The following is a 17,189-nucleotide window of genomic DNA, read 5'->3' as shown; positions in this document are numbered from 1 at the left end:
TCTGTGGCGCTTCCGTTGAGATTCTCCATAATCGCCACCTTTTTTAGCACTCTCTTGCATCGGCTGCTAAAATGACACGTTGGTATTGCATCGCCTGGTGCCGATGAAACGGTGACTTGAGTGGTGGAAGAGAGAGGAAAGGTGGAGAAGCGTGCTTTCGGATCGAAGGCAAAGGGTGCTTGCAGCCCTCATCGAAGAATACGTCGCGCGCGCTCTGCCGGTGGGTTCGCGCACGCTGACGGAGCGCTACCAGCTGGGCGTGAGCCCCGCGACGGTGCGCAACGAGCTGTCGGTTCTCGAGGACGGCGGCTACATTGCGCAGCCGCACACGTCGGCGGGGCGCATCCCGACCGATCACGGGTACCGTGCGTTCGTCGACAACCTGCTGCAGACCGACCTTGCGGGCGACGATGATCGATACAGCCCCGTGGTGGACCAGTTGCGCCGCAGTGCAAGCGAGCTGGACGCCCTGCTCGAACAGACGTCGTCGGCCCTGACGCGCTTGACCGATTGCCTTTCCATTGTGATTGCCCCCTCGGTCCTCAACCTGCATATCAAGCAGCTTTCCCTGATATCGCTGTCGTCCATGAGGGCGCTTGTGGTGTTGGTGACCGAAGACGGCCAAGTATTCAATCGCCAGATGGAGTTCGCCGAAGAGGTTTCGGGCGACGATCTGGCGCACGTGCAGCATTTCCTGAGCGACGTCTTCACGGGCAAGTCGCTCCAGGAAATCGAAGACGGGTTGGGGCAGGGCATGGTCGAGGCGTTTCGCGACCCGCTTGTGCGCATGGCGCTCGACGAGGTGCTGTCGTGCTTGCAGGAAAGCGAGCAGTCTCGCGCGCATCGCCTAGGCGTAAGCTCGCTGCTCAGCCAGCCTGAATTCAGCCAGTCGCAGGCGTTGCTGCCCGTCATGCAGGTGCTCGAGGACGACACGGTGCTCCTTCAGATCATGGACGAGGCGTCCCGTCAGGCCGCTGGCGTTCCAAGCGTGCGCATCGGCAGCGAAAACGATGCCGCGGCGCTTTCGGGCGTGTCGGTGGTCGCCAGCCGATATGGACGGGGCGAGTCTGCCGGCGTGGTCGCCGTGGTGGGCCCTACGCGCATGGACTACTCGAAGGTTATTCGCGCGGTGCGCATAGCAAGCTCCGCGCTCGAAGACGTATAACGGTTAGATAGAAGCAAAATCGAGTGCAGCGGAAGGGGCGGTCCTTCCGCTGGTGAAGAAAGGTTTCAACGACAGATGGCCAAGGATCTGTACGAAGTTCTGGGAGTGTCGCGGGATGCGAACGAAGACGAAATCAAGAAGGCGTTTCGCCGTCGCGCGCGCGAGCTGCACCCCGATGTAAACAAGGCTCCCGATGCCGAGGACCAGTTCAAAGAGCTCAACGAAGCGTACGACGTGCTGTCCGATCCGGCGAAGCGCGCGCAGTACGATCGCTTCGGAACCATGCCGGGCGCGGCAGGCGGCGGCAGCCCTTACGGCGGCGGCTACGTGGACTTCGAGGATCTGTTCGGCGGCGGCTTCGGCATGGGCGACATCTTCAGTTCGTTCTTCGGCGGGCAGGCCGCCGGCCATGCGCCTCAGCGCCGCGAAGGCCGCGACATGGGCGTCGGCTTGCGCCTGACGCTTGAGGAAGTGGCTGCTGGAGCCAAGAAGGAGATCGTGTACGACCGCCTAGCTCCGTGCCCCGACTGCGACGGTTCGGGCTTGGGCCCCGATGGTCGCGAGGTCGTGTGCCCGGATTGCAACGGCCAGGGCCGCGTGGTCACCGTGCAGCGTACGTTTTTGGGCGACATGCAGACGGCCACCACGTGCAAGACCTGCGGCGGCACGGGCCATACCATCGAGAACCCGTGTCCGGAATGCGAGGGCCAGGGCCGCGTGCCCGACCGACAGCGCGTGACCGTCGAGGTTCCCGTGGGCATCCGCGATTCCCAGCAGCTTCGTCTGTCCGGCTTCGGCGAAGCGGGCATGCACGGCGCGCGTCCGGGCGACCTGATCGTAACCTGCCGCATCCAGCCGCATGAGTTCTTCGAGCGTGATGGCGACAACCTGCATGCGCGCGCGAACGTGTCCATCGTGCAGGCAACGCTTGGTTCGGAAATCGAGATCGACGGCATCTTCGAGGACGAGAAGGTGCAGGTCCGCATTCCCGAAGGCTGCCAGAACGAGCAGGTGGTGCGCGTGAAGGGCTTCGGCATGCCGCGTTTCCGCAGCGATGCGCGCGGGGACATGTTCGTGCATGTGAACGTGCAGGTTCCGAAGAAGGTCACGAAGAAGCAGCGCGAGCTTTTGGAGCAGCTTGCCGAGGAAATGGGCGAGGACGTGGCCGATGCGCGCACGCCTTTGCAGAAGCTGCGCGACGCGTTCCAGTAGGACGCGCGCCTCGTTGCCTTGCCCGCCTGATCGCAAGCCGAAAGCCCATGCGCCTCGGCTTGCGCTGCGAGATTCGGATACCCCATGTCCCTGCCACATTTCTACCTGCATGATCAGGTGATCGCGGACGAGCCCGGCCAGGAGTTTCCCCTGCGCTTGGCTCCCGACGACGCCAAGCATGCGCGCGTGCTTCGGCTGGCGCCGGGCGAGCATGTTGCGGTCGTCGACGCCGCGCAGGACTACTTCGAGTGCGAGATCGTGTCGTTCGAAGACCAGATTCCCGTCGTCTGCGTCGCCCGACGGTTCGACGACGGCGCAAGCGGCCCGTCGGTCGTGCTCGTGCAGGGCCTTGCCAAAGGCGACAAGATGGAGACGGTGATTCGCCATGCGACCGAACTGGGCGTGAGCGCGTTCGTGCCGCTTGCGTGCGAGCGGTCCATCGTCAAGCTCGATGCGAAAAAGGGCGCGGCCAAGGCCGAGCGATGGCGCGCCGTTGCCAAGAGCGCGGCCATGCAGTCGGGCCAGCGTTCGATGCCGGAGGTCAATGAGCCGATGGCGCTTGCCGAAGCGTGCTCGCTCGTAAAGAACGCGACGGCCGTGCTGGTGTGTTGGGAGGAGGCCCCCCAAACCGCAAGCTTGTCCGACGCCATCTCGAACGGCCTCGCGCGCAACGGCATGCTCGCGGGCGACGCCCGCATCGCCGTGGTGGTAGGTCCCGAGGGCGGCCTGACGCAGCGAGAAGTGGACGCGCTTTTGGAGTGCAACCCTTCGGCGGCGCTCGTCACGTTGGGACCTTCCATCTTGCGCACGGAAACGGCGGGCATCGTGGCGCCGGCTCTCGTGCTCTACGAGCTGAGGCGCATGGCCGATGCGCGGCGTCGAGGTCTGGAGGACGCGAGGCCCGCAGCGTTCGACCTCGATCTCGATGCGGAAGGGGATTCGCGGGCATCGGGGCCAACGATGCCGATTGCCGATGCGCTTGGCGAAGGCGTGCGCAAGGGGTCCGGTTTCGCTCGTCTTCCAAGAAAGGGCTTGGCATGAACTTTGCCGTGGTGAATCTGGGATGCAAGGTGAACCGGGTCGAGTCCGACTCGTTCGCTGCCGCGCTGCTGGCTCGGGGCGCGGTGCCCGTCGCCGAAGCCGATGCGGATCTTATCGTGGTGAACACGTGCACCGTTACCGGCGAGGCCGAGAAGAAGACGCGCAAGGCCGTGCGGCGCGCGCTGCGTTGCAACGATCGAGCCGCGGTGGCGGTGACCGGTTGCGCGGTTGCCATCGACGCCGCGACGTACGAGGCCATGGACCCGCGCGTGCGCATCGTGGGCAAGGGCGAGTTCCTGAAGCAGATCGAGCAAGGCGCATGGGACGGATGCTCTGAAGAAGCGGCGGCTGCGACCGTCCGGCCTGCGATCAGCGCTGCCGAGGAGGTGGCGTTGCCGCTTGGCGAGGGCTTTCGAACGCGCGTGGGCGTGAAGGTGCAGGACGGGTGCGACAACGCATGCACGTACTGCATCGTGCATGTTGCGCGCGGCCGCGCGACGAGCCGTCCTGCGGACGACGTGGCGCGCGAGTGCGCGGCGCTTGCAAGCGCGGGCGCGCGGGAGATCGTGTTGACGGGCATCAACTTGGGCTCGTACTGCGACGGCGAGCGCCGCGATCCGAATGCCGTCCGGCTGGCGGATCTGCTGGCGCGGCTTTTGGAGGAGACGGAAGGCATGCACGAAGAGGGCGAGCCGCCCGTGCGCTTCCGCGTTTCGAGCATCGAGCCGCGCGACGTGGACGGCTCTTTCATGGATCTGCTGGCCCGTGCGGACGGGCGCGTGTGCCGCCATGTGCACCTTCCATTGCAGGCCGGCAGCAGCAAAGTGCTTCGGGAGATGGCGCGCCCCTACGATGCGCCGCGCTTCGAGGCGCTGGTGCGGGACCTGCGGACCCGCGTGCCCCGGATCAGCCTGTCGACCGATGTCATCGTAGGTTTTCCAGGCGAGACCGACGACGAGTTCCAAGAAACGCTCGATCTGTGCCGTCGATGCGGCTTCTCGAAGATCCATGTGTTTCCGTATTCTCGACGCGAAGGAACGCCTGCGGCGGCGCGGCTCGATCAAGTCGAACCTGAAGTCAAGGCCGCTCGCGCAGCGCTTCTTCGCGCACTGGGAGACGAATTGCGCGCGGCCGATCGTTCGTCACGGTCGGGAACGGTCGAGCTTGCCTTGGTGGAAGAGGGCGGTGCAGCCATGACGGAAAGCTACTTCGAGGTTCCTGCGCCCGAAGGGGCTGTCGTGGGAACCCTGGTGGAAGTTCCGCTGTAACGCGTCTTCGCCTCCGGACTTTGCATCTTGTGCATGGCCCGGGCTTGTCCGCCGGCCGGCCTTGCCGCTGGCACCCTGGTGCGCGTCGCGTTATACTCTCGCTCGACGGCAATCGCGAAACGGGGAAGCCATGACCGACGAAGAGGCGCGCGAACGCGCGCGCAAGCGGCTGGAAGAGCGGACCGCTCGACGCGATGCGGGCGAGGCGCACTCGCGCGCGCATCGCGAGGCGTCGCCGTCCGGGGGATCTCGACGTTCGGGCCATCCGGGCGCGGCGGGGCGCCATCATTGGGACGCGCGACCCGCTGACTTTCTGTTCGCGATCGGCCAGGCGGTTTCGAGCGTCGTGCGCGCATTGGGTCCCAAACGCTTGGCCATCGGGCTTGCGATCGTGTTTTTGGCCGTGCTTGCCGCGGCGGGGGTTCGCAGCTGCGCAAGCTGCGCCGCCGAGCGGTCCGAGCCGGCTTCCGACCCCGTCTCCGAAGCGCAGCAGCCACCGGAAGATCCCGTCGACCAGGCGGCTCTTTCCGCGATACTCGGAGACGATCTGACCGCGCAGCTTGTAAAAGCGGCCGAGACCAGCGACGATGCGGCTTGGATCGCCGCGCATCCGCAAGCGTTCGCGGTCGATGGCGAGGCCGTGCAGTACAAGCTGCTCAAGCTGGCGGCTACCGAACCCGAGGCCGTTCCCTTCGTCAGGCTGTTCCCCGACTCGTACCCTGCCGAGGAAGCCGGATCGTGCGACGAGGCCCGCAAAGGCGAGGTTCCCCGTCTGTATCAATGGGATAGGCGCTGGGGTTTCACCGTGTACAGCTCCACGACGTTCGCGCTCACGGGGTGCTGCCCGACGGCGCTTTCCATGGTGTACCAGGGATTGACGGGCAAGAGCGACCTGTCTCCTTACGACATGGGGGTCCGTGCGAAGCAGGGCGGCTACATGGCTGCCTTCGACGGTACGGATTCGTCCTTCTTGGCCAACGAAGCGGCGTCGCTCGGCTTGTCCTGCACGCCGATCGGGGTCGATGCGGCCAGTTTGCGGGCGACGCTCCAGGGCGGCGCTGTCGTCATCTGCAACGTCGGGCCCGGCGACTTCACCGACAACGGCCACTTCTTCGTCATAACGGGCCTTGCCGATGACGGCACGCTCAAGGTGAACGACCCGTATTCCGCCGAGCGATCGAATCGCACATGGAACATCGACCAGGTGATCGGCCAAGCGAAGGCGCTCTGGGCGTACCGCCCGGCCCAGGGATAGCCTCGTAGGTCGCATTGTCGCCCGAAACGTACGTTTTTCAGCTCCAGAACGTACGTTTCGGGCGACAATGCGAATCGACCATGCGCGACCGCTTCGAGCGGTCGTTTCGAGCACCCGTTTTGGGCACCTGCACCATATTCCCTTGTCGGTTCGGTGACATCGTCTCCGAGCGGGCGGGCGCATGGTACAATGACCGCTATGACTGATCAGACGCACATCACTCTTACGGCTCCTCAGAGCGTGAACATGGCGCTCATCGTAGGCCCGGCCGACGAGCTATTGCACATCGTGGAAAGCGCGTTCGAGGCGCGCATCACGGTGCGGGGCGATTCCATCGTTCTCGAAGGCGACCCCATCGAGGTGCAGTCGCTTACCGTTCTGTTCTCGGATCTCATCAAGCTGGTCGAAGGCGGCGACGAGCCCACTTCGGACTACGTCCGTCGCGCCATCGACCTTCTGCGCACGGCCGAGTTTTCTCCGCGCGCCTTGCGCGAAGACATTCTCCTGACGTACCGCGGTCGCGCTATTCGGCCGAAGACCGCCGGTCAGAAGCATTATGTGGATGCGATTCGCGAAAACACCATCACCTTCGGCATCGGGCCGGCCGGCACGGGCAAAACCTACTTGGCCATGGCCATGGCGGTCGCCGCCCTCAAGCGCAAGGAAGTGGGACGGATCATCTTGACCCGTCCCGTGGTCGAAGCAGGGGAGAGCCTCGGCTTTCTTCCCGGCACCTTGACCGAGAAGGTCGATCCTTATATCCGGCCGCTGTACGACGCGCTGTTCGACATGACGGATATGGAGCGCGCCACGCAGCTTATCGAAAGCGGCGTCATCGAGATCGCCCCGCTTGCGTTCATGCGCGGGCGCACGCTCAATGACAGCTTCATTATCCTCGACGAGGCGCAGAACACCACGCCCGAGCAGATGAAGATGTTCTTGACGCGTCTGGGATTCGGTTCCAAGATGGTGATTACGGGCGACGTGACCCAGCTCGATCTGCCACGCGGCATTTCCGGGCTCAAGGGCGTTCGGCGCATTCTCGAAGACGTGGACGATATCGCGTTTTGCGACTTCTCCGGCAAAGACGTGGTGCGCCATTCCCTGGTGGCCGCCATCGTATCCGCCTACGACCAGGCAAGCAAGAAGGGATAAGCCATGGATATCCAGATCAACTACGATTTTAGAAAAGACGAGCTGGAAAAGCTGCCGCTGCACGAGCTGACCCAGTTCGTGCTGACGCGCGAGGACAAGCCCTTCAACACCGAGGTGTCCATCAGCTTCGTCACCGACGAGGCTATCGCCGAGCTGAACGAGAAGTACCGTCAGAAATCCGGTCCTACCGACGTGCTGTCGTTCGAGTGCGACGGCGTGGACGACGATCTGTCCGCCATGACGCTGGCCCAGGATCCCGTGTTCGAATTGGGGGACGTGATCATCGCCCCGGATGTGGCAAGCAGGCAGACGCGCGAGTTCGGCACTACCTTCGAAGAGGAGATCAGCTTGCTTCTCGTGCATGGTCTGCTGCACCTGTGCGGCTACGACCACATCGAGGACGATGAGGCCGAGGTCATGGAAAAGCGCGAGGCCGAGATCCTCGAAGCATGGTCGAAGCGCTAAGCGCTCGGCGTGCTCGCGAAAGCGTCGAATATCATGGATGAGGACGGGGAGAAGCGCGCTTTTGCGCAAAGGGACGTGCGGGACGAAGAGGGGTTCGTCCGTAATCGGGCGTCGAAGGAATCGCACGCAAGGTTTTCGCTTGGTCGCGCGTTCTCATGCGCGGGAGACGGACTTGTCTTCGCGCTGCGCTCGCAGCGCAATATGAAGATACACCTGGCTGTTTCCGCGGTGGCCGTGATCTTGGGCGTTCTGCTGCGCATCGACGTCGCATCGTGGATCGCGATCGTTCTGTGCATCGCCGCGGTGTTCGCGGCGGAATGCTTCAACACGGCGCTTGAATCGGTGGTCGACCTGGTGTCGCCTGGATACCACGAGTTGGCGCGGCGCGCGAAGGACTGCGCAGCGGCGGCCGTGCTTGTGTTCGCCCTCGCCGCCGTGGCGGTGGCTGCGCTCGTGTTCGTTCCTCGCTTAACGGCGCTGCTCGGGGCGTAGGGGCTTCGGCATCGCGCAAAGATATCGAATCGGTTGGAAGGAAACAACCTTGGAACTGCCCGAACATTTCAAATCCGGTTTCGTTACGCTGGTGGGCCGGCCGAACGCCGGCAAGTCGACGTTGCTCAATGCGATCATGGGCAAGAAGATCGCCATCACGTCGAACACCGTGCAGACCACGAGGCATCGCTTCCGTGCGGTCTACACGAAAGACGACTACCAGATGATCATCGTGGACACCCCCGGCCTTCACAAGCCTCATGACGCGCTGGGCGAGGAGCTGAACGTCTCTGCGCTCAAAGCGCTCGAGGACGTGGACGTGGTGGCTATGCTCATCGATGCGTCGAAGCCCGTGGGCCGCGGCGACGAGTGGGTGGCCGAGCAGCTGCGTCGGTCGCGAGCGAAGAAGATCTGCGTGCTGTCCAAGACCGACCTCGTGAACCCCGACCAGCTCTCGCGCCAGCGCGAGGCGGCCGAGAAGCTGGGCGATTGGGACGCCATGGTGGGCTTGTCGTCGGAAACGGGCAAGAACGTGGACGCGTTCATCGAGGAAGTGGTGTTCCTGCTGCCCGAGGGCCCGGCGTGGTTTCCGCTCGATATGGAAACCGACCAGCCGATCGAGGTCGTGGTGGCGGAGTTCATCCGCGAGAAGATCCTGCGCTCGTTCCATGACGAAGTGCCCCATGCTATCGGCGTGCAGGTCGAGGAGATGGAGTACGACCGCAAAAAGGATCTCCATCGCATCTTCGCGCGCATCTACGTGGAACGCGACAGCCAAAAGGGCATCATCATCGGCAAGCGCGGCGCCGCCATCAAGCAGATCGGCACCGAAGCCCGCGAGGATCTCGAGCAGCTTTTGGGCACGCGCGTGTTCTTGGACCTTTCGGTGAAGGTCAAGAAGAACTGGCGCCGCGACGAGAACCAGATCCGCCGCTTCGGCTACGGCGAGGGCTTGTAGGGCTTGGGCAAGCTTGCTGCGGCGCGCTGCAGCAAGCTTGCCCGCGTTTTTTTGCAAGTATTGTCGTGAACCGGAGGTTCGCCGGGTTGTTCGGGTGCTCTCGTGGTTTTTCGGCTACAATCTTTTCGTACCGTCACCTGCGAGGGAGTAAGTCAGCATGATCTGTCCTCATTGCCATTCCGAAAACCGCGATGGCGCGAAGTTCTGCAACGAATGCGGACTGCCGCTGTCGGGGAAAATAGCCGAAGTCGCCGCCGCGGTCGATGCCGATCGCGAGTCGGTTGCGCCTGAACCCGAAGCCACGAACGACGACGGGCTCGATCCTGATTTCGCAGGCTCGGTCTCTTCCGACGAGGAGGAGCCGAACGCCGGCGTGCAGGCGGGATCATCCGGTCCGCTCGACCCTGCCAAGCTTCCCGCTATAGACGTTGCAGGCGTGAACGTCGACGAAGACGGCAACGCGTTCGATTTGAGTCCGTCCGACGAAGAAACTGCTCTTGATGAAGCTTCCGAAGAGCCGTCGGCACGTGACGACGATCTGACCCCGTTCGTTCCGAAGCGTTCTCAGGAAGACTTCGAGGCGGGGCGCACAGCTGATCTTTCCGGTCTTGACGAATGCCTGGTCGATTCCAATTACGTGCCGCCGCAATCGTCGTGGCGTTCCGGCGGCACGATGGAGATGCCGCGTATCGAAGGCGGAGCCGCGCCGAAGCAAAAGGAGTTCCGCGCACCCGATCCGAACGCGAAGAAAGCCGGCAAGGGCAAGGTGGTCGCCATCGTGCTCGCCTGCTTGGTGGCCGCCGCGGGAATCGCAGCGGTTGCGACGTACCAGATGGAGCTTTGGGGCGGGAGGATTCTTCCCAACGTTGTGGGCATGACGCAGACCGATGCCGCCTACGTGCTTGAAGGAAAGGGCTTCACGGTACGCACCATGCAGGTGAAATCCGACGAGACCGAAGGCGTCGTGCTGCTTATGGATCCGGGCGCCGGCGCGCGCCAAGACGAGGGAACCGAAGTTGTGATACACGTGTCGGAAGCGCGCGTCGTGCCCGAAACGGTAGGCATCCAGCGTGATGAAGCCGCCGCGAAGCTGAAGGAATTCGGTTTCGAGAACGTGAAGTTCGTGACGCAGAAATCAGACGAGCGCGAAGGCATCGTCTTGGCCGTTTCCCCCGAAGCCGGTACGAAGGCCAAGGCGAACGAGCCCGTTACCGTTACGGTGGCCGCTGCGTACACGGTTCCCGATATCACGGGGATGACCTGGGATCAGGCGGTTGCCGCGATCGAAGCCGAGGGCCTGACGGCCACGAGCGCCTACGTTTACGATGACGCTGCGGCCGATGGGACCATCCTGGGCACGTCGCCTGCAGCAGGCGAGAAGGTCGCGTCGGGTTCGAGCGTTACCGTCAACATCGCGCGTTCGCGCGGGGCCGAGCTGACGGCGGCGGCGCAGGCGTACCTGGCAAGCGCGGGCACGGTGAGCATCGGGGGGACCACTTACGCGATCCAGTCGGTCGACGGCATAACGTACCAAGGAAACGACACGACCGCTTTCACCATCACGGCTGCCGCGATAACCACGCTCGACGGCGAGACGGTGCGCGGCTCGTACAAGCAGAAGAGCGGCGTGATCGTTTGGGACAGCGCGAACAACATCGTGAGCATTTCGTAGGCGCAGCGTGGCTCAGCCAACCTACGATGCGCGCGGCATCGTGCTGCGCAAGACGAAGCTGGGCGAGAGCGACCTGATCCTGACGCTGCTCGTCGAGGACGGATCGCAGGTGCGCGCGGTGGCGAAAGGGGCGCGCAAGCCTGCGAGCTCTTTCGCTTCGCGCTTGGAGCTCTATTCGGTGTCCGACGTGCTTTTAGCGCGGGGGCGCAGCCTTGACGTGGTGAAGGAAGCACGTCTGGTGGAGAGCAACGAGCGCTTGCGCCGCGACATGGAGCACGCGGCCTGCGCGGCCCCCATGGTCGAGCTGCTCGACCGCGTTACGCAGATGGATCTGGAGAGTCCTCGGTTGTTCGCATTGACCTGCACCGCGCTCTCGTCTCTGGGACGGGTGGACGCATCGCAGGCTCCGCTGATCTGCGCAGCTCACTTGCTCAAGACCGTGTCATTTGCAGGTTTGCGTCCTAGTTTGAGCATCTGCGCGGGATGCGCCTGCGACGTTGCTTCCGCTGAATGCGGCGAGGTGTTCGTGTCGTATCGCGAGGGCGGGGTGCTCTGCCCAAATTGCGCGTCCCAGGTTGAATCGCAGCTGGTGCCCGGCGAAGTGGTAGCCTGGAGCAAAGCACTGCTGTGCTCCACGTTCTCCGCCATCGAAGACATGGAGGCGGGGCCCTCCGAAGCTTTCGCGGTTCTGCGTTTTTGCCAGGAATGGATCTACGAACATGTTGGGACGCGCTTGAAATCGTTGAACTTCCTGTTCACATGCGGGTTATTCTAACAAGAGGAAAGGTTTGACATGTACACGTACAAGACGAGGGGAACGTGCTCCCGCGAGATCAACATCGAGCTTGAGGGCGACTCGGTGTCGCATATCGACTTCGTGGGGGGCTGCGACGGTAATCTGAAGGCTATCTCGAAGCTGGTTCAGGGCATGTCGGTGGATGAGGTTGCTGCGCTGCTCGAAGGCAACACGTGCGGGCGTCGTTCCACGTCGTGCGCCGATCAGCTGGTGAAGGGGCTTCGCGAGGCGCAGGCTGCCCGCTAGGGTCGCGCCTTGCGAACCGGCCGCGATTCTAGCGGATTACGCTGCTCGGTATGCCCAGATGGCGCGACATTGACTGAGAACGGTTTGGAAATCCCAGCTTTGCGCGGTGCGCTCGGGGCTGTTGGGGTCGCGCACGATGAGCCGACCCTGCCGGTCGATGCCGGCAAGCACGACGAAATGCCCCGTGGTGGTGAAGTCCCCGGGTCCTACGCTGCATATAACGGGCGACCCTGAAACGATCGCCCGCCTGACGCTGGCCTCGTCGGCGGGCAGTTCGGTTGCGGCAAGTCCCAGCCTGGCTGCGCCGTCGGTCATGAACGTCCAGGCGGTGCCTTCGGTCGAAGCCGCCCCCAGGCTTTCCGAAAGCGCTCCCATATCGGCCGGGGTCATATCGTTTTTCCCTGTCAAAGCTACGTATGCCATGGTCATGCACGTGGGGCCGCAGCCGGTTTCCCCGAACGAGTCTCCCGCGTACGTCGCGTTCGACCATGCGGGATCTTCTTGGTACAGGATCGGCGCCTCGCCGGCGCGCCAGGTGCTGCGCGGCGCGCTTTGCGCTGGGGGCGCGGCGCTCGCGGTTGCCTGCGCCCCCTCGATCAGCGCCGCGAGCGAGGTTGTCGCGTAGCAGCCGATTCCTGCGAGCATGACGAGCAGTGCGGCGCACGCTGCGAGCGCGCGACGTTTGCGCGCTGCGGAGGAAGCTGACGCGCGGCAGAAGGTGCGAGAGTGCGCGTACGACTTCGCATAGCTGCAGCTGCCTGACGGCATCGATGCGCGGTACGTCGGCCTCCGATCGGTCGTACGGTACGAATTCGCGTACGTCATAGGTTTCCCCTTTCCTCGTCTCCTCCGTATCAGTATCTCTAAACGGTGCGCCCGAGTCCCCTAAGAACCGTCTACAGGTCTCTTATGTTTTCCTGAAGATTTGAAGCGCGACGCCTGCTACGCCGTCGTCGTGGCGAGCGCAGAAGGCGCTGTCAAGAGGTTCGTTGCTTCGATGGAGGTTGCCGCTCGCGGCTAGGAATTGCTCAAAAATGGGGCGATGAGGTATGCTTGCCGTTCGGGGTACAGGGAAGCAGTTCGCTTGCCTGAGGGGCGGGACGCTCCTTGCGAGATCGGATACGTTTGCATGAAGAACAAGGGAGTCTCTGGTACGCCGCGGGGCGGAAGGATCGATACGCTGCTTTCCACCATGCCCGAATCGGGGCGGTATTTTCTCAAGGCCGTCATCGTTGCGGGGATCTTGATTTTCGTGGGTAAAACCGCAGCGTATATTCCTTCGGCGGCGATTCCGCTCATCGTTGCGGCGTTTGCCGTCTTCTCGACGGCAGGGGTCATGTACGGCGTGGTGGTAAGAAGGCTTCACCGGCAGTACAAATTGAAAGAGAGCGGCCAGCTTTCCAAAAGGAACAGAGGATGGACCTTCTGGCTTGTCGGGTACTTTGCGCTGTCGCTGGTTTCGGGGTTCATGTTCATGCTTGAATCTCCGCGGTGGGATGCCACCGAGTGGGCGATGGTTTGGCTGGCGGTACCCGTGTATTACGTCGTTTTCCGCTGCGTGCAGTGCTGTCTCGCAAAAGAATACAAGGCTGAGTTCTGCAAGGCGGACGCGATGAGGGCGAGTCTGTTCGTCGTCGCTGCCTTTCTGTGCCTTGCGTATACGTTTGCGAGCGCTGAATTCGGTACCGAGTACGACACGCCGTTTAGCGAATTAGTGCAGAGCGCCTATCAGCCGTTTGAGGAGTCGTCTTCTGCGCTGCTGCGAGAACTGGGCAAAGCGACGGCGTTCAGCAACGCGCTGACTGCATTCGGTCTGAACCAGATATCCACTGCGCCTCTTGTGATCGTCTTGGCGGTCAGGTTCGTCGTCTACTTTTCCGTGTTCATGGGCATCGCGGGCTTGCTCGGCTCGTGCTTGCTCAGCTGGAAGGAGGCTAAGCGTGAACTGCAGTTGCTTCCGATCGACGGCGAGTTCAGGGAGTCCGAACCCGTGCGCGGGTGGTATCTTGGCGTGCTTGCCGTATTGCTTGTAGTTTCCGTTTTTGCCTTCGGGATGGCGGAAGACCGGGTTTCAAATGTTCGGGCGGCAAACGGACGAACGGCCATCGACACCTTCGTCGACGAGCAGACGGAGAACATTACCTTCCTGCAAAAGAACGGTATCGGGGATGCAAAGCGGCTTGCTGCTATGCAGGAGCGAATCGACAAGGCGGGACAGTTGGTTGCCGACTGCGAAAGAAGGAGGACTGAAGAGCTGAGGCCCATGATCGATTCCTATTTCGATGAATGCTTGGGCAACGTGGATGCGTACCTGGACTGGCACGAGGGTTTTTTCGGCGGTGCGCTCAAGATGCTCAACTCCATGGGCGTCCCCGTCGCGGGGACCGTGAGGGACGAGTTCCGAAATCAGATGAGAAACGGCTTCGATGCTTCTGCCATCGAAGGCAGGTTTGCCGAGTATCAAGAGGAACTAAAGGGACTGAAGGCCAATAGCGTGGCAATTCCCCTTGCGCTCGTGCCGGGTGAATTGGTGGATACGGAACAGTTTGCAGGCCAATACGCACAGGGCACCACGGATACGTCGCTTGATCTATGGGCGAGCTTGGAGGGAGAACGCGGTGCCGAAAAAGCAGGGGCTGCGCTTCTGGGCGTTGGCAGCGCCGATCGCGAAACCTTGAAGGCGAGAGTGGTGGAACTCGTGGAGAGCGTTCGCGAAGACGCGCTTGCTGCGGTGAGCGATACAGGGCACAGCGTTTGATGCCGATATGTTTTTGCTGGTCAAAAGGTTAAGTTTTCCTTAATAATGCCGCGTTGCGCACCGTATGCAAGAGTGGAGTCGATACAATGGCCTCAAGGTGAAACAAGGGCCGCGCGCAGCAGCCCATCGTCCGGGAGGGCGTGAAACGGCAAGGAAAGGGGCTGGACGTGGAGTCGAGGAGCCGGGTGGCCGTATGCGATGACGAGCAAGCCATCGCCGACCTGGTAGGACAGCTGCTTTCCGAGCGAGGCTTCGACGTTTCGGTGTTCTATGCGGCCGTCGATCTGCTCGATGCTTTCGAGCGCGAGGCGTTCGACCTGGTCGTGCTCGACATCATGATGCCCGGCATGGACGGGTTCGCCTGCTGTCGCGAGATCCGGCGCAAAAGCTCGGTCCCCATCATCTTCCTTACCGCCAAAGACGAGGAGATCGACAAAGTGGTTGGCTTCGAGCTGGGCGCCGACGACTACGTGGTCAAGCCCTTCAAGCCGCGCGAGCTGGTGGCGCGCGTCCGGGCGCGCCTGCGCCGATCGACGCCCGCAGCAGCCTCCGAAGCAATCCCGGTTGTGCTGGAGGCTTGCGGCATCGTTCTGGACGAAGAGGCCCATACGGCCGCGCTGCACGGCGAAGCGCTGGCGCTCACCCCCAAGGAGTTCGCCGTCTTGGCGGTGCTGCTGCGCGCGAAAGGCCGTCCCGTCGCATCGAAGACGCTCTTCGAGGGCGCATGGGGCGAGGCGGCGAACGCTCAAAGCAACAACACGGTCATGGTCCATATCAGGCACGTGCGCAAGAAGCTCGCCGCCATCGATTCGTCGCAAGAGTTCATCGAGACGGTGTGGGGCGTCGGGTACAAGTTAGGCTGACGCGCTTGCTCGCGCAAGACAAGAAGGAGGATGCCATGGATGCGTCGATGCTCGCACAGGCCAGGCAGGATCAGACGCGCAGGCTCGCGAACGCCATCCTGCGCCGCACGATCGTGAACGTCGTTCTGTTCTCGATGGCGTACATGACGGGGTTCTTCCTCTTCATGGCCACGTTGGGCAGCGCGGCGTCGAACCTTGTGTATCGACTGGTGTTCTACAACGACCGCGTTCACGGGCTGGTCGCCATGCTGTTCATCGTCCTGGCGGTATGCGGGTTCGTTCTGGGCATCGTGCTGGTGGTGCGCGCGGGCATCAAACGGGCCCTCGAATACTTCGATCTGCTGCTCGACTCGGTGTCGGACATTCTGGCGAAGCGCGAAGGCCCCGTGGTGCTGCCGGCCGAGCTGGGTCCCACGGCTGCGGCGCTCAACGGCATCAAGCTGGAGTCCGAGCAGAACGAGCGCGCGGCGAAGGCCGCTGAAGAGCGCAAAAACGAGCTGGTCGTCTATTTGGCGCATGATATCAAGACGCCGCTCACGTCCATCATCGGCTACCTTTCGCTTCTCGACGAGTCGCCCGACCTGCCCGCGGAGGCGCGGGCCCGTTACACGGGCGTCACGCTTTCGAAGGCGTATCGCCTCGAGGAGCTGCTCGAAGAGTTCTTCGAGATAACGCGCTACAACTTGCAGGCTCTTCCCATCGAGCGCTCGCGCTTCGATGGCGCCTTGTTCGTGAACCAGGTGATCGAGGAATTCTACCCCTTGGCCGAAGGACGGGCCTTGAACCTGGTCTACGAAGGACCCGACGAGCTTTCGGTTTTCGCGGACGCAAGCCGCGTGGCGCGCGTGCTCAACAACGTCATGAAGAACGCGGTGGCGTACGCCGACTCCGGGACCGACGTGCGCGTACGGACGGGCTTGACGGTGGCGGTGGATGGGTTCGTGTGGTGGGAGCTTACGGTGACCGACCAAGGCCGCGAGCTGTCCGCCCAGCATCTCGAGCGAATTTTCGAGAAGTTCTTCCGCGCGGACGAGGCGCGCAGCTCATCCGGCGGGGCCGGCCTGGGCTTGGCCATCGCCCGCGAGATAGCGCGGGCCCATGGGGGCGACATCTACGCTTCGAGCGACGCGGGCGTCACCTCGTTCACCATCTGGATCCCGCAAGGGCCGAGCGTGGCCGCGCCGGCGCCGGGCGATCGCATCTGATCAGCAGCGCTTCGTGCTCCGTGCATGCGAAGGGCCGGCCAGCCAGATGTGGGCAAGCTGTGGCGCGCCTCCGCCGCCGGCTTGCCTGTCGAGTGCGCATGCCATACAATAGGCAGGCTGCGAAAACGCAGGCACTTTCTGCTTGGTTTGCATACGTCCACCGTATGTCCACCCAGAGGAAAGCGCGTACCCCGCGCTCCGTTTTCGGACGAGCGCAGAAAACGCGGAGCCGCGAGGCCCGCAAGAAAGGTGGAGACATGGCTGATAGGCTTAGCATCAGCAAGGAGCGTACCGCGGAGCTCATCAAGGAGTTCGGCAAGGGCGAGGGCGACTCCGGTAGCCCCGAGGTGCAGATCGCGATTCTTTCCGAGCGCATCCGCAACCTGACCGAGCACTTGAAGGTGCACAAGAAGGACAACCACACGCGCCGTGGCCTCATGATGCTCATCGGTAAGCGTCGCGGTCTTCTGAAGTACGTCAAGAACCGCAACATCGAAGAGTATCGCGTGCTCATCAAGAAGCTGGGCATCCGCGACAACATCTAAGCTCCGAGAAGCCCGCCCCGGCGGGCTTTTTCGCATAAACGCAGGGATCTTTCCCCGCACGAGCGGGGTTGGAAATAGAAGCGGTCGGAAGCG

The 17,189-nt window shown here is 62.9% G+C and carries 17 protein-coding genes; 16 read left to right on the top strand and 1 reads right to left on the bottom strand.

Annotated features, from left to right (window positions below; translation table 11 throughout):
• The first annotated feature begins 151 nt into the window (after positions 1-151).
• From hrcA to DMP08_RS01730, 12 genes are all read left to right on the top strand, one after another.
• Entirely contained in the window at positions 152-1,165 is a 1,014-nt protein-coding gene (gene hrcA / locus DMP08_RS01785) for a heat-inducible transcriptional repressor HrcA (RefSeq protein WP_123191294.1), read from the top strand.
• A 75-nt stretch (positions 1,166-1,240) separates the two neighbouring features.
• Positions 1,241-2,377, top strand: a complete 1,137-nt coding sequence (gene dnaJ, locus DMP08_RS01780) for a molecular chaperone DnaJ (protein WP_123191293.1) — start codon at positions 1,241-1,243, stop codon at positions 2,375-2,377.
• Positions 2,378-2,461: 84 nt separating this feature from the next.
• Positions 2,462-3,418 carry an RsmE family RNA methyltransferase gene (locus DMP08_RS01775; RefSeq protein ID WP_123191292.1) on the top strand — a complete coding sequence of 319 codons (957 nt, stop codon included), beginning with the start codon at positions 2,462-2,464 and terminating at the stop codon, positions 3,416-3,418.
• Positions 3,415-4,686 carry a MiaB/RimO family radical SAM methylthiotransferase gene (locus DMP08_RS01770; RefSeq protein ID WP_123191291.1) on the top strand — a complete coding sequence of 424 codons (1,272 nt, stop codon included), beginning with the start codon at positions 3,415-3,417 and terminating at the stop codon, positions 4,684-4,686. Before DMP08_RS01775 ends, DMP08_RS01770 begins: the two co-directional genes overlap by 4 nt.
• A gap of 130 nt (positions 4,687-4,816) precedes the next feature.
• On the top strand, positions 4,817-5,941 hold the full coding sequence (locus DMP08_RS01765) for a C39 family peptidase (RefSeq protein WP_123191290.1): 1,125 nt from the start codon (positions 4,817-4,819) through the stop codon (positions 5,939-5,941).
• 198 nt (positions 5,942-6,139) lie between these two features.
• The gene (locus DMP08_RS01760) at positions 6,140-7,096 is read left to right on the top strand and encodes a PhoH family protein (RefSeq protein WP_123191289.1); all 957 of its coding nucleotides are present in this window, start codon (positions 6,140-6,142) and stop codon (positions 7,094-7,096) included.
• Between the two features lie 3 nt (positions 7,097-7,099).
• On the top strand, positions 7,100-7,561 hold the full coding sequence (gene ybeY / locus DMP08_RS01755) for an rRNA maturation RNase YbeY (protein WP_114565699.1): 462 nt from the start codon (positions 7,100-7,102) through the stop codon (positions 7,559-7,561).
• A gap of 33 nt (positions 7,562-7,594) precedes the next feature.
• Positions 7,595-8,053 carry a diacylglycerol kinase family protein gene (locus DMP08_RS01750; RefSeq protein ID WP_123191288.1) on the top strand — a complete coding sequence of 153 codons (459 nt, stop codon included), beginning with the start codon at positions 7,595-7,597 and terminating at the stop codon, positions 8,051-8,053.
• 55 nt (positions 8,054-8,108) lie between these two features.
• Complete coding sequence (era, locus tag DMP08_RS01745) at positions 8,109-9,011, top strand: GTPase Era (RefSeq protein WP_123191449.1); 903 nt, start codon at positions 8,109-8,111, stop codon at positions 9,009-9,011.
• A 157-nt stretch (positions 9,012-9,168) separates the two neighbouring features.
• Entirely contained in the window at positions 9,169-10,683 is a 1,515-nt protein-coding gene (locus tag DMP08_RS01740; RefSeq protein ID WP_123191287.1) for a PASTA domain-containing protein, read from the top strand.
• A gap of 7 nt (positions 10,684-10,690) precedes the next feature.
• Positions 10,691-11,458 carry a DNA repair protein RecO gene (recO, locus tag DMP08_RS01735; RefSeq protein ID WP_123191286.1) on the top strand — a complete coding sequence of 256 codons (768 nt, stop codon included), beginning with the start codon at positions 10,691-10,693 and terminating at the stop codon, positions 11,456-11,458.
• 18 nt (positions 11,459-11,476) lie between these two features.
• Positions 11,477-11,725 carry a TIGR03905 family TSCPD domain-containing protein gene (locus tag DMP08_RS01730; protein WP_123191285.1) on the top strand — a complete coding sequence of 83 codons (249 nt, stop codon included), beginning with the start codon at positions 11,477-11,479 and terminating at the stop codon, positions 11,723-11,725.
• A gap of 36 nt (positions 11,726-11,761) precedes the next feature.
• Here the strand turns inward: DMP08_RS01730 and DMP08_RS01725 are convergent, their stop codons facing one another.
• Positions 11,762-12,550, bottom strand: a complete 789-nt coding sequence (locus DMP08_RS01725; protein WP_244596742.1) for a C39 family peptidase — start codon at positions 12,548-12,550, stop codon at positions 11,762-11,764.
• A gap of 304 nt (positions 12,551-12,854) precedes the next feature.
• On the opposite strand from DMP08_RS01725, the gene DMP08_RS01720 reads away from it, so the two are divergent.
• The 4 genes from DMP08_RS01720 to rpsO all read left to right on the top strand — a co-directional run bounded on the left by DMP08_RS01720 (position 12,855) and on the right by rpsO (position 17,096).
• The gene (locus DMP08_RS01720; RefSeq protein WP_148042316.1) at positions 12,855-14,483 is read left to right on the top strand and encodes a hypothetical protein; all 1,629 of its coding nucleotides are present in this window, start codon (positions 12,855-12,857) and stop codon (positions 14,481-14,483) included.
• 167 nt (positions 14,484-14,650) lie between these two features.
• Positions 14,651-15,346, top strand: a complete 696-nt coding sequence (locus tag DMP08_RS01715; RefSeq protein WP_123191283.1) for a response regulator transcription factor — start codon at positions 14,651-14,653, stop codon at positions 15,344-15,346.
• Positions 15,347-15,381: 35 nt separating this feature from the next.
• The gene (locus tag DMP08_RS01710; RefSeq protein ID WP_123191282.1) at positions 15,382-16,551 is read left to right on the top strand and encodes a sensor histidine kinase; all 1,170 of its coding nucleotides are present in this window, start codon (positions 15,382-15,384) and stop codon (positions 16,549-16,551) included.
• Positions 16,552-16,808: 257 nt separating this feature from the next.
• Complete coding sequence (gene rpsO, locus DMP08_RS01705) at positions 16,809-17,096, top strand: 30S ribosomal protein S15 (RefSeq protein ID WP_114566115.1); 288 nt, start codon at positions 16,809-16,811, stop codon at positions 17,094-17,096.
• The last annotated feature ends 93 nt before the right edge of the window (positions 17,097-17,189 follow it).

The sequence above is a fragment of the Paraeggerthella hongkongensis genome, assembly GCF_003726035.1.
GTDB classification, from domain to species: Bacteria; Actinomycetota; Coriobacteriia; order Coriobacteriales; family Eggerthellaceae; genus Paraeggerthella; species Paraeggerthella hongkongensis.
The sequence above is the reverse complement of the archived record's forward strand: the minus strand, read 5'-3'. Positions and strand labels throughout refer to the sequence as shown.